A 12,744-nucleotide genomic window follows, 5' to 3' on the forward strand; every position below is an offset into this window, starting at 1 on the left:
GAATGAAAGGCAGTGAAAACAATGAAATTCTATGCAGCAGAGAACTTTTACACATCGGCTTGAGAAATACCTCTGTGCATCCATAAATGTCACTGCTTTCAGAAGTACTCAACAAGGGAATACAAGACGAGTATATAGTTTAATTACATACATTTCATAAATGCTAAGAATTAGGTTTTGGATGCTTAGAATGCATTACATAATTGAATGAATAAGAAGTTATATCACTGTTCGAGTGCATGTAAGGCGTTCAAACCTTAATAAGCTTATACACGTACAGGGTTAGTTCTTTAGTATCATTTATTTAGATAGAAAGTAGGCGTTAAATAGTATAGAGTTGAAAAAATGATTGGTATTTCCATTTGTGAATTAGTATAATAAGTCTAGTTAAGGAGGAAAAAAACATTGCAAAACATGTCTAATTCAAAACCATTAATTTACTTTTTTCTCGTATTTATATCTTTTTATGGAACAATTGCCGTATTTTTTGATAATACAATATTTAAGATATCCAAAGATATTATTTTAATATTTATTGTGTTAAGTTTTCTATTTTCATTTTTTACCCGTAAGGGATTTGAAAAACAAACATTTTCTATTATTTCTATGCTTGTCATTTTCAGTTGTATAAGTGCAATAGGTCTATTTGGAAATTCCAGTGGATATTCTTCCACTGATTTTGTATATGGAGTTAAAACTACTATATTCCCAATGCTGGGCTTATTAATAGGTATCTCGCTTCGTGAAGCTAAAGTTAACATTGTTAAGCCTTTGTATATTGTTTTCTTCCTAATTATTATCGTGTGGTTCCTACAACGGATGTTGGGAGTTGAATCACTCATGTCTATGGGATTTGAATATGGGGTGAACGTTAAAACGTTTAATGAAAATTTACGTCTTCCTTCACTTGTAGGGACACCAGATGGTTATGCTTTTCTACTAAGTTTAATAGGAATTCTTATAGACTGGGATTTAACAAAACGCGGAAAAAAGAAGCTTGCAATTTTATTTAAGGTACTTACGCTAGTTTTCCTACTGTTGGCTACAATCAGATCGGCAATTATTTTCTGGCTAATCTATCAGATAATCACTACTCTTCGTTCGTTTGCTAAGTTACCTAGAAGTTACGGATATACGGTTCTAGGTTTATTAATGTTTTTAATAATACCTGTTGTTTTAGGCGGTACATACATTTTTACAAATACAACTTTAGGTAGCGTTTCATCTACACAGGATAGACTTTCACACTGGGGTGACAATTTGTCACCATTGTTCAGCCACCAGGGCTTGTATGGCGAGGGGATTGGTTCAGTTGGTGCAGCAAGTGTTTCTACAGCTGCATTGAATACAATGGAAAAAAGCTATGCAGTAGATAATCAATTCTTTGCTATCTATGAGCAGATGGGGATTTCTGGGGTCATTCTATTATTTTTATTATTTCTAACTTTAATGAGTGGATGTCTAAATGCTAATCGGACAGGATTCGAAAATAACGCCAATGCTTTAATAATAGCCTTAGGCATATCTTCAATGTTCACAAATTGCCTTGAAATGTATCCTTTCAACATAATTCTTTGGATACAAATTGGAATGGCTTATCGAAATTCTTATTCAATCAATTATGAATTGGGCGCAACAAATAAAGAGAAAAAACCTCGAATTAAGTTTCGGTTGTTTGAAACACCAGAGCAAAAGGTACAAAAGCAATTAAAATTTTAGTTTGATGAAACAATATCAATAAAAAGCAAACCTTTTAGGCTGCCATATCACCAAATTCTATAGGTGCGTGGTAGTCTTATTTTATTGATGAATCGTTCTTTCTTTCGTAAAAGACATAGAAATATTTTTACAAATCGGAAGTCTTCATGTTTTAAATGTAGCTATTCTATTGCCTCATTGTCCTCATACACGGTTTTCTCTTCTCAACATATTACTTACTATAGTCTTTTCTTTTGTGGGAATTTGGCCCGTGCGCATAGGAATTATAGTTAACATACGTTGCCTCTTCTGATTCTTTTCTTATGAAATGACATCCCATTTTAGACGTATTGTTTCGATGATCATTAACTCCACTTTAGTTCCTATTTGATTTCATTTGAACAACTAATTTTGCCTACACAAAAACACCTCCGAATAAGTACTTTGTTTAAGGGAACTTATTCGGAGGTGTTTTATAATATTTCATTTAAATAGGTTAGCCTATTTAGCGAATAACTATTAGTATTTAAACAGCTTTTGGGTGATTAGGTGTTCTATTATTTTGTTTTCTTCCTATTTTTAAAATATTACCTACAAGATATTTACCAAATGGCAATTTATTAATCACGGTAGCTAAAATAATAGAACCGGTGATACTCAATATTAATAAATATAAAGTATATGTAATCATATTCATATGCGGTAACGGTTTAATAGTATATAAGAACATCATATGTAATAGGTAAATGTTAAAAGAATAATTGCTTATTAGAACAATAAAGCTTGGAGCAAGTTTTATCTTTTCAGTCAAGTAAAAAATTAAGCAGATGATAGCTGTTGTATAAATTGGTATATCAGGTCTTTTAGAGGATGAATCAGGAAGTATTCCAACTAATTTTAGTCCTACTACCATACAATAAGCAACGACAGCAAAAAGTAAAATAATCTTTCCGTTTCTATTCAACCAAAGTTTGAAAGCTTCGAAATCTTTACCTATATAATATCCTAAAGTAAAATAAAAAATCCATCCAATAGCTAATAGCCAATAACCTCTTTCCCAAATGTAGTCATGGAATGGAATTGCTTGAATAGGCTGTACAAATTTAAAAAAGGATAAGTAAAGAACGTTTACTATTAGTGAAACAGGCAGTATGACTTTCGGAGATGCTTTTTCTAAATACTTTGGTACAAACATGTGCAGTAAATAAAACTGCAAAATTAACAAGATAAACCAAGCTACATAGTCACCAATTAAAATATTCTTTAATGACTCAATGATAAAAGATTTTAAGGTGATAGAGGCACCCAGCTCAAAGAAAGTATAAATAATTCCCATAAAGATAAAAGGTGTGATCAAAAACTTTACCCGTTTCTTTAAAAAACCTTTTGGCACACCTGAGGGATATGCTTTAGCTAATAAAAACTCTGAAATGAAAACAAATGACGGCGTTCCAAATAATGCTGCTGCATAAAACAAATGCAGAAAATAAACCATCGGTGTATTTTCACCTGTAAAGTAGTAATCGATTCCTTTCTGAATGGAATGGATAGTTACAACTGCCAAACATGCGAGGGCTCTTAACCAAAAAATTTCATTTACTAATTTCTTTTTCATATAAACCTCCAATTTAATTCATAACTAGACTATTGTACCACATATTTGAAAAATATTTGGGAATACTAGGGGTATTTTCGATCGAAATCTAACTATGTATAAGCAAGCAAAAATAAGTGAAAAAGTGAAAGAACTGAAGCTTCTTTCACTTTTTATGTACTATTTAAGATTTAATTGTTCTTTTAACATACTAGATAGTTTTTCTCGTTCGGAGTCAGAAACAATATAGTAATAAATTCCATTCATTTTTGTCCCTTTACCATTGATTTGTATTTGTTCTAAGTCTTTACGAGCCTCTTTGTAATTAGACTGAATATCTTTCATTTCATCAAATGTTAAATTAGTTCTTACATTATTACCGATTGCATCAAGAATATGACCGTAGTTAGCCAAAGACTTTACGCTTGCACCTTCTTCAATAACAGCTTGAATGATTTGTCGCTGTCTTTCTTGGCGTCCAAAATCTCCTCGTGGATCTTGATATCGCATACGGGTATAAAGTAAAGCTTTATCACCGTCTAAATTCAGCGTGCCTTTTGAATAATGAACACCATCGATATCAAAGGCAAAAGGATTATTGACAGTAATGCCATCTACAGCATTCACAATATCCCTGAAACCTTCCATATTGACTTGTACATAGTAATCAATAGGTACATTAAGGAAATTTTCTACAGTTTTAACAGACATATCTATGCCGCCAAAAGCATAAGCATGATTAATTTTATCCTTTTTGCCCTTACCAATAATTTCAGTGCGCGTGTCACGAGGAATACTAACCATTTTTACTTTGTTAGTTGCAGGGTTAACAGTCATTAGAATAAGAGAATCAGATCGTCCTCGATCGGCACCACGCTGATCTACCCCCATTAGTAAGATGGAAATAGGATCCTTTTTTTCTAAACTTACTTGAGTGGAACGCTTGTCAGAAACTGATCTACTTAATGGCTCATGTGTTTTGTTAAATGTATTGGCAACTGAATTATAAACAGAAAAGCCGTAGATACCTACTCCGATAATAAGTAGCAAAATAATACCTAAAGCTATTTTAAATCCTTTTTTCTTTTTCTTTCTGCGTTTCTTACGCTTACGTTCTTCTTCCATTCTCACTCTTCCTTTACAAGAAATTTGTTGCTGATAATGTCAAGACTTTTAACATGTGATAAAAGACACAATCATTCTTCCATTCTACCAAAAAAAATGACAAAATTAATCATTTTTTATAAAAGATTTCTCGAATTATATTATAATGGATAAGTAAAAAAAATAGTAAGGAGATTATTTATGAAAGTATGGATTAATATTATTGCTATTATCACTTTAATTACTACTATAGTAGTAGGTAAGATGTATTGGAGTGAGAAAGTTGAGGCAGAAAGTGCTGTCCGTCCAACTGCAGTTGGTAGTTCATCGGCTCCTGCTTCTTCAAAAGACTGGAAAAGCTATACGGGGAATCTTCCCACATCTATTGTAGAAAAATTGGAGAAAGCAAAGAAAACTGGAAAATCAATTAAGTTGGTTATTGTAGGCTCACAAGATACCTCAACGGATTCAGGGGCATGGCCTGCTCAGCTAGAAAAAAAGTTGAATGATACATATGGATCTGCAGTAGAAGTTGAAGTTCAAGAATATAAAGATAAAAATTCACTTGAGTTTATACGTGGAAAACTTTATGAAAAGGTTATTGAAGCCAAGCCAGATATACTTTTGTTTGAGCCATTTTTAGCTAACGATAATGGAACAGTGGGTATTACAAATACGCTTGATAATATCAGTCTAATCATGACTCATATCAATGAGAATGTAGACGATTTGGTCACGATTATTCAGCCGTCTCACCCCATTTATCACGCAACTAATTATCCAAAAGAGGCAGAGCAATTAAAGGCATTTGCTAAAAAAAATGAGTATGAGTATATCAATCATTGGTCACAATGGCCAAACAGTGATTCTGAAAGCTTGTTGAACTACTTGAATGCAGACAAGACAGCACCAAGTGAAAAAGGAAATGCAGCGTGGGCAAAAGCTCTAGAAATTTATTTTACCAATAGTAAATGAAAAAAGACTGTCTAGATAGACAGTCTTTTTTTTGTGACATTATATAAAATTTTAAAAATAAAATTGAATTTTTTTATAGAAAATATATTATATAAATATAAAATGTTTGTTAAGTCGAACAATATTTCAATAGAACGAACAATTTTTCTTAACGAAGGATATCTGATGAAAAGCTAATAAATCAAAAATCTTAATTTAAGCAAACTTTTCAACATCTTTTTTGTTCTTTTCGCGCTTTAGTTTGAATATTTCACATGCATTACCTTTAAAATTGGTGTATTTTGTTAAAAGTGAATCTTTTTAATTCTTTTCTTTTATTTTACTATTAAGTATATCTATATAATAAGAGGAGAGTTTTTTTTATGGTTGATATTCACACTTTTTTTTTACCTAATTTTAGTAAGGGACCAAAAGATAAGGATACATTTATACATATAGCTAAAATGCTTGTCAAACAAGGCGTTACCCATGCGGTCGCCACACCCACTATTAATAGCGAAGTATCAGTTGAGACTAAAGAAGGTATTCTTAATCAAATCGATATTGTTAATCGCTACTTAACTGAACTATCAATCCCCCTGAAAATTCTTCTTGGACAAAAAGTTCGTTCATCCAGACAAATTCTAAATTTATACACAGAAAGTTTAACTATTAACGATACAAGCAAGTATTTAATGATAGATCTTACTGAAGAAGACTTTATTGCGCAGCTTGAGGATATTATTTATAAAATGCAGTTAAAGGAAATAGTTCCTATTATTAGTGAACCGGAAATGTGTTTCTTTATCTTAGATAACCCTCAAAAGCTGTATCAGTTTGTAAAGAATGGAGCCATTATTCAACTATCGGCCGCTAGCATTTTGGGCCAAAATGGTCGTAAAGCCAAGCGTGCTGCTTTTCAATTTATAGAGCATGGTCTTGCTCATGTTATTGCGTCAGGAGTTACGGCTCAAACATTTAATACATACGGATTGCAGCGAGCTTATGATGTGTTATTTAAACGCTACGGAAGTCGAACGGTCTATATGCTGAAAGAAAATGCAGAATCGATTATTCGAGGAGAAGCGTTAATTAAAGAACGTCCTGAACGAATCAAACAAGCAAAGTTTTTAGGAATATTTTAAGAAAGAGAACTTCAATGAAAATTGAGGTTCTTTTTTTATGAGATAATGGTTGAAAATAGAAAAAACAGGGTAGGAATTGGTATAATAATCGTAGAATATTACAAGTAAGTCAAATTTTAAGGGGGCTAGTAGAATGATTGATTTGTATACACATTTGTTGTTAAATGTAGGACAAGGTCCCAAAAGTGAAAGTGTATTTACAGAAATGGCTAAAAAGCTTGTGGAGCAAGGTGTTAAAACTGCAGTTGTTGCGCCATTCGATGACGGAAGCGGCAGGATGCAACCGAAAAATATTAGAACGTATATACAACAAGCTAACGAGCTATTAAGCAGTAAATTTATACCTTTGCATTTAACGGGTGCTCAAGAAGTAATGGCTAGTTCAGACATACCCATTCAATATAACAATCATCAGCTTATGACAGTCAATGAAAACAACAAATACTTATATTTGCGTTTGCCACCTCAAGGATTTCAATTTGATATAGAAACGCTTGTATATGATCTTCAATTATCAGGACTCATTCCGGTTTTCCTTCATCCAGAAAAATACCCATCATTTCAAGAAAACACTAATTCTTTATACAAAATTGCTAAGCAAGGAGCTATTCTTTTAGTAGACGCCCAAAGCTTTTTGGGAATGAATAGTCGAAAAACAAAGAAAGTGGCTTTTCAATTGTTAGACCATGGTTTATGTCATGCAATTAGCTCAAGTGCAAATCCTTTTACATATCAAAAAGCTTCTTTAGCTAAAGTATATGATGTAATTAGTCATCAATACGGAGAATCACTTAGAGATACCTTGGTAGAAAACGCTCAAGCTATTGTCACTGGATACTCCATTCTAAAAGATGAGCCTGAACGCATCAAAAAAACAAAATTCCTAGGAATCTTTTAAACTTTCCCTTTGTACCCTGATTAACTTCTGTTTAATCAGGGTATTTGCATACAAAGACCTATTTAAATCCCTTCTTTTATCATCATTATTTGGAGTTATTTTACAAATTATGTTTGCGTTTTCACATAGAGTGATAGTAAAATATTGTTAGTTGAGCAGATGACAGTAAAGTACGCGGTTTTCCGGGATTCGTGGTGGTAAATGTCGAGAAGAATACATAGTTTCACACTAGAAATCGTCGTAGAATAGAGCTATACAAAACGTAGGGAGGGAAATAAAGTGATTGATATTCATACGTACATATTGCCTAATATCGATAGCGGACCTGAGGAAGTAGACGGCTTTTTGAAGATGGCACGCTCCTTAGCGGATCAAGGCGTTCAATCCGTCGTGGCGACGCCTCTTTATGACAGTGATCAAGAGTTTATGAAACACCATTTATTTCTCTATGTGAATGCAGCTAATGAATGGCTTACAAATTCATATATTCCTCTTCAAGTATTACCAGGTCAGCTTGTCCCTTTATCGCCTCAACTTCTGCGAAACTATGAGCGAAATCAGCTTCTTACGCTTAATCACACCGATAAATATTTGTTTCTTTCACTGCCTGAATATGATATCTCACCTTATTTTGAAAAGATACTGTCTGATCTTCTAACAAAAGGCGTTGTGCCTATTCTACGTTCACCAGAATGTCATCCGATTTTCCGAGATCACCCTGAGCGTTTGTATGAGCTTGTTAAAAAAGGCGTACTCGTTCAGCTGAGCGCCGCTAGTATTCTCGGTTTAAACGGCAAAAAAGAAAGAAAAGCGGCATTTACCCTTATTAAATACCGCTTAGCCCACGTGATTGCCTCTGGCGTTCATGCTCGCAATTACCACGACTATTCACTTTCAAAAGCGTATGATTATATTTCCGATATGTACGGTGCGTCAGAACTTTATTTTTTTATTGAAAATGCAGAAGCGATTATCGACGGTCGTCCGGTTCATCAATTAGAGCCTGAGCCGATGAAAAAATTTAGTTTATTTAAATTATTCAGCTGAAAACAAGGGACTTTTCCATAAAAACGGGAAAGTCCCTTGTTTTGTCTTTCATTCATTGTGGTATGGAATAGAAACAAAGTTAAAGAAAGGAAGGCTGAATATGATAAAAACTACAGCTGGAAAAGCAGCCATGTCGGTATTAAAAGAATGGAAGATTGATCACATTTTCGGTATGCCGGGAGATTCCATCAATCATTTCATGGATAACTTGCGCAGTGAAAAAGATGAAATTGAATTCATTCAAGTCCGTCACGAGGAAGTAGGCGCACTGGCGGCATCTTCTTACGCTAAAATTACAGGGAAAATCGGTGTGTGTCTGTCAATCGGGGGACCGGGTGCGATTCATTTGTTAAACGGCTTATATGATGCGAAAGCAGACGGTGCACCGGTGTTGGTGCTAGCCGGACAGGTGCCGCGTGCGAAGCTTGGCAATGAATCATTTCAAGAAGTAAACTTAGAACGTGTTTTTGACGATGTGTCGGTGTTTAATCACCGAGTAGATTCGCCTGAATCATTTCCGCACCTTCTGCAGCAAGCCATCCGAACAGCTTATGCGAAAAAAGGCGTCGCGGTATTAGTCATTCCAGATGATATTCCGTCTTCATCGATTAAAATTGATGAAAAAACGCCAATTGCGAATGTATCAAAATCGATTTCTCACAGTGACCCGGAAGATGTAGCTAAAGCGCTTCTAGCGATTAAATATGCAAAAAAACCGGTTATTTTAGCAGGAACAGGTGCAAAGCATGCGAAGCTTGAATTGGCACAGTTTGCGGAGAAAATTGCAGCGCCGGTTATTTTTACGCTTCCCGCTAAAGGAATACTGCCTGACCGTCACCCTTATAATCTAGGACAGCTCGGCCAGCTTGGGACGAAGCCTGCGTATGAAGCAATGGAAGAAACCGATTTGTTAATTATGGTTGGGACTTCGTATCCATACCGTGAGTTTTTACCAGATGGAGCCGAAGCAATACAGCTTGATTCCGATGCCACACAAATTGGCAGACGCTATCCTGTATCGATCGGATTAGTCGGTGACTCTAAAACGACGCTGTCGCAGCTTACGCATCATTTAGATTATCAAGAAAACCGCCGTTTCTTAGAAGAGTGTCAAGTTAATATGGAAAACTGGTGGAAGCACGTAGAAAAAGAAGAAAACGAAGTGAGTACGCCAATCAAGCCGCAGCAAGTCATTTCTAAGCTGCAAAAAATCGTTGAAGATGATGCGATTGTATCTGTTGATGTCGGGAACGTGACGGTATGGATGGCGAGACATTTCCGCATGACAAATCAAAAATTTGTGGTTTCAAGCTGGCTGGCAACAATGGGCTGCGGACTTCCGGCTGCGATTGCAGGAAAGCTTGCGCATCCTGAAAAACAATCGGTAGCCGTATGCGGTGACGGAGGCTTTACGATGGTGATGCAAGATTTTGTAACGGCTGTGAAGTATAAGCTGCCGATTGTTGTCGTCGTCCTTAATAACAGTGAAATCGGGATGATTAAATATGAACAAGCGCTTCAAGGTCACTTGGATTATCAAACGCAGCTTGGTGAAATGAACTTTGCGAAGTTCGCTGAATCATGCGGGGGAATTGGCTACCGCGTTGAAAAATACGAAGAGCTCGAAACAGCGTTTGAAAAAGCAACGCTTGCGAATGTCCCTGTGGTGATTGATGTCGTTGTCGCGGATGAACCGCCGCTTCCAGGCAAAATTTCATTTGGACAAGCGGCCAATTATTCGAAACATATCATGAAAAAGTTCTTTAAAGAACATGAGCTCGAAATGCCGCCGCTTCGAAAAGGGCTAAGCAGAATGCTTTAATCAGTGACTCTCCTTACAGGAGAGTCTTTTTAGGAGGGATATCATGGGAGTGTTTGAAATCATTTTACTTATTTTTGGCGCGGTAATGATGCTTGTGATTGTAGTGCCGGTTATTATGGCTATTATTCTTTGGTTAAAAGATGAAAAGCAAGAAGAGCATTCGGTGCTTAGAAACTATCCGCTGCTCGGGAAAATGCGCTATATTTCTGAGAAAATGGGGCCTGAACTGCGTCAGTATTTATTTTTAAATAATAACGAAGGCAAGCCGTTTTCTAGAAATCAATATGAACAAACCGTTAAGTCAGGTAAATACTTGAACCGAATGATGGGGTTTGGCTCAGAGCGTGATTTTAACGAACCGGGCTATTATATTCGAAATGCGGTGTTTCCAAAGCAGCGCGATGAAATGAAAGCGGATAATACGCAAAAAATTAAAACAAAAGTATATAAAATGGACGCCGATAACTTATTCAGCCGAAGGGAGCATCGAGAAGAAAAAGAAGCGGATCCATTTTATTTGCGGGATGAAGATGCGGTCGTTATAGGGCCTTCATGCAAAAATCCGTTTGTTGTAAAAGGATTAATCGGTCAATCAGCCATGAGCTTTGGAGCGCTTGGTGACCACGCGATTACCGCTTTATCACTAGGATTAGGGCGAGCAGGCGGCACGTGGATGAACACGGGAGAAGGCGGACTGTCACCTTATCATTTAAAAGGAAACGTCGATATTATTTTTCAAATTGGTCCAGGACTCTATGGCGTTCGGACAAAAGAAGGCGAATTTTCATGGGAAGAATTTAAAAAGAAAAGTAAAATGAAGCAAATCAAAGCGTTTGAAATCAAGCTCGCCCAAGGAGCGAAAACGCGAGGCGGTCACGTAGACGGTTCAAAAGTAACGGAAGAAATCGCTGAAATCCGCAACTTAAAGCCAGGAGAATCGGTAGACAGTCCAAACCGTTTTAAAGAGTTTGCATCGTATCCTGAAATGTTTCAGTTTATTGAAAAACTTCGAGATGTGGGAGGCAAGCCAGTAGGTATTAAAATGGTTGTTGGAAACACAAATGACCTTGAAGAAATGGCGGCCTATATGAAAGAGACGGGAAGCGGACCTGATTTTATTACAATCGATGGAGCAGAAGGAGGAACGGGCGCATCGTTTCAAGAATTAGCGGACGGAGCGGGCGTACCGCTGTTTTCAGGCCTTCCTTTTGTGGATGAACTGCTTAAAAAGTATGGTGTTCGTGATGAAGTGAAGCTTTTTGCATCGGGCAAGCTGTTAACGGCTGATAAAATTGCGACGGCTTTATCACTGGGTGCCGACTGCGTAAATATTGCCAGAGGCTTTATGTTTTCTGTTGGCTGTATTCAAGCGGAGGTTTGTCACAACAATAAGTGCCCAGTCGGCGTAGCCACAACGGATCCTAAGCGGCAAAAAGCGCTTATTATTGAAGAAAAATCATACCGCGTGTGCAACTACGTGCTGTCATTACGTGAAGGATTGTTTAATTTAGCCGCAGCAGCCGGTATTGATTCGCCAACGAAGTTTTCAAGAAAACACGTGGTGTTCAAAAACAGCAGCGGACAGTTAGCTGATATTTCTATAAAAGAAAAGATGTACGTATAAAAAAGCTGCCGATCGGCAGCTTTTTTATTGTCTTCGCTGAAGCAAATGCAGGCAAAATTCTAAGTCTTTTTGAAGATGCTCTTGCATTAATGCTTCGGCTTTTTCGGCATTACGTTCTTTAATAGCGTTATAAATGTCTTCGTGTTCGTCAATTAAAAACGGTCGGTTGTAAAATACCACAGTGTGACGGAATAAGTAAATGATCGACTGCATGCGGTCGATGATATTAATCATGACGTCATTGTTGCTTGCGTTCACAATAATGGCGTGAAAACGTTCATTCGCGCTCATAATTTCTTCAAACGAGCCGTTTCTTCCGATGTCTACGCATTCCTTTAATTCTTCTAATTCGTTGTCAGATAAAAAAGTCGCGGCAGCTTTAGAAGCTGAGCCTTCTAGCAGCATTCGCACTTCAAACAAGTTGCGTAAGTCTTTTTCTGTCGGTGACACCACTTTTTTTCGAACAATCAGTCCTTCATATTCTAAGCGTCTAATGGAGTCACGAATCGGCGTTCGGCTGAATCCAAGCTCGCTCGCTAATTTTTCTTCGACAATTTTTGTACCGCCTTCAAGCTCACCGTTTAAAATTTTATCTCGAATCATCTCATAAGAAGGGTGATGAGACGAACGAGAACCTTGATTTCTTAACATACTCTGCTTCACCTCTAGCATTCGACACGAGGAAATCTCGTCTCTTTCTCTCTTTAGTTTTTATCATTTTGTACGCGTATACCCAAATCATACTATAACTTGTGAAAAGGTGGGACGGAAAGTTTCGCTTTTGGAAATAAATTTCATTTTAAAAAAGGCTAGACAAATAAATAGAATGCGAATATGATGAGTGTATACAAAATTATC

10 protein-coding genes are annotated in these 12,744 nt (G+C 36.4%); 7 read left to right on the forward strand and 3 right to left on the reverse strand.

Features of this window, described 5'->3' with window-relative positions:
• The first annotated feature begins 405 nt into the window (after window positions 1-405).
• Complete coding sequence (locus AC0C45_RS09195) at window positions 406-1,719, forward strand: hypothetical protein (RefSeq protein WP_472928089.1); 1,314 nt, start codon at window positions 406-408, stop codon at window positions 1,717-1,719.
• 505 nt (window positions 1,720-2,224) lie between these two features.
• Here the strand turns inward: AC0C45_RS09195 and AC0C45_RS09200 are convergent.
• Together AC0C45_RS09200 and tagU are read right to left on the reverse strand one after the other, a co-directional pair.
• Entirely contained in the window at window positions 2,225-3,313 is a 1,089-nt protein-coding gene (locus AC0C45_RS09200) for an acyltransferase family protein (protein ID WP_472928090.1), read from the reverse strand.
• A 159-nt stretch (window positions 3,314-3,472) separates the two neighbouring features.
• Window positions 3,473-4,417 (reverse strand): polyisoprenyl-teichoic acid--peptidoglycan teichoic acid transferase TagU, encoded by a 945-nt coding sequence (tagU, locus tag AC0C45_RS09205; protein WP_472928091.1) that lies wholly within the window; start codon window positions 4,415-4,417, stop codon window positions 3,473-3,475.
• 180 nt (window positions 4,418-4,597) lie between these two features.
• On the opposite strand from tagU, the gene AC0C45_RS09210 reads away from it, so the two are divergent.
• From AC0C45_RS09210 to AC0C45_RS09235, 6 genes are all read left to right on the forward strand, one after another.
• The gene (locus AC0C45_RS09210; protein ID WP_472928092.1) at window positions 4,598-5,371 is read left to right on the forward strand and encodes an SGNH/GDSL hydrolase family protein; all 774 of its coding nucleotides are present in this window, start codon (window positions 4,598-4,600) and stop codon (window positions 5,369-5,371) included.
• Window positions 5,372-5,733: 362 nt separating this feature from the next.
• On the forward strand, window positions 5,734-6,495 hold the full coding sequence (locus AC0C45_RS09215) for a tyrosine-protein phosphatase (RefSeq protein WP_472928093.1): 762 nt from the start codon (window positions 5,734-5,736) through the stop codon (window positions 6,493-6,495).
• Window positions 6,496-6,628: 133 nt separating this feature from the next.
• A complete protein-coding gene (locus AC0C45_RS09220) occupies window positions 6,629-7,393 on the forward strand; it encodes a CpsB/CapC family capsule biosynthesis tyrosine phosphatase (RefSeq protein ID WP_252287997.1) in 765 nt (254 codons plus the stop codon).
• Window positions 7,394-7,672: 279 nt separating this feature from the next.
• A complete protein-coding gene (locus AC0C45_RS09225; RefSeq protein WP_328234685.1) occupies window positions 7,673-8,440 on the forward strand; it encodes a tyrosine-protein phosphatase in 768 nt (255 codons plus the stop codon).
• Window positions 8,441-8,540: 100 nt separating this feature from the next.
• A complete protein-coding gene (locus tag AC0C45_RS09230) occupies window positions 8,541-10,262 on the forward strand; it encodes a pyruvate oxidase (RefSeq protein ID WP_472928094.1) in 1,722 nt (573 codons plus the stop codon).
• A 43-nt stretch (window positions 10,263-10,305) separates the two neighbouring features.
• On the forward strand, window positions 10,306-11,886 hold the full coding sequence (locus tag AC0C45_RS09235) for an FMN-binding glutamate synthase family protein (protein WP_472928095.1): 1,581 nt from the start codon (window positions 10,306-10,308) through the stop codon (window positions 11,884-11,886).
• A gap of 24 nt (window positions 11,887-11,910) precedes the next feature.
• On the opposite strand, the gene AC0C45_RS09240 is transcribed toward AC0C45_RS09235, so the two are convergent.
• The gene (locus AC0C45_RS09240) at window positions 11,911-12,537 is read right to left on the reverse strand and encodes a GntR family transcriptional regulator (protein ID WP_047751465.1); all 627 of its coding nucleotides are present in this window, start codon (window positions 12,535-12,537) and stop codon (window positions 11,911-11,913) included.
• Between the last annotated feature and the right edge of the window lie 207 nt (window positions 12,538-12,744).

The sequence above is a fragment of the Priestia sp. VA7 genome, from assembly GCF_055710015.1.

What these genes read in the sequence shown, in the direction of transcription:
- AC0C45_RS09200 (WP_472928090.1), bottom strand. Translation starts at nt 3,313, where the DNA reads ATGAAAAAGAAATTAGTAAATGAAATTTTTTGGTTAAGAGCCCTCGCA.
- tagU (WP_472928091.1), bottom strand. Translation starts at nt 4,417, where the DNA reads ATGGAAGAAGAACGTAAGCGTAAGAAACGCAGAAAGAAAAAGAAAAAA.
- AC0C45_RS09210 (WP_472928092.1), top strand. Translation starts at nt 4,598, where the DNA reads ATGAAAGTATGGATTAATATTATTGCTATTATCACTTTAATTACTACT.
- AC0C45_RS09215 (WP_472928093.1), top strand. Translation starts at nt 5,734, where the DNA reads ATGGTTGATATTCACACTTTTTTTTTACCTAATTTTAGTAAGGGACCA.
- AC0C45_RS09220 (WP_252287997.1), top strand. Translation starts at nt 6,629, where the DNA reads ATGATTGATTTGTATACACATTTGTTGTTAAATGTAGGACAAGGTCCC.
- AC0C45_RS09230 (WP_472928094.1), top strand. Translation starts at nt 8,541, where the DNA reads ATGATAAAAACTACAGCTGGAAAAGCAGCCATGTCGGTATTAAAAGAA.
- AC0C45_RS09235 (WP_472928095.1), top strand. Translation starts at nt 10,306, where the DNA reads ATGGGAGTGTTTGAAATCATTTTACTTATTTTTGGCGCGGTAATGATG.
- AC0C45_RS09240 (WP_047751465.1), bottom strand. Translation starts at nt 12,537, where the DNA reads ATGTTAAGAAATCAAGGTTCTCGTTCGTCTCATCACCCTTCTTATGAG.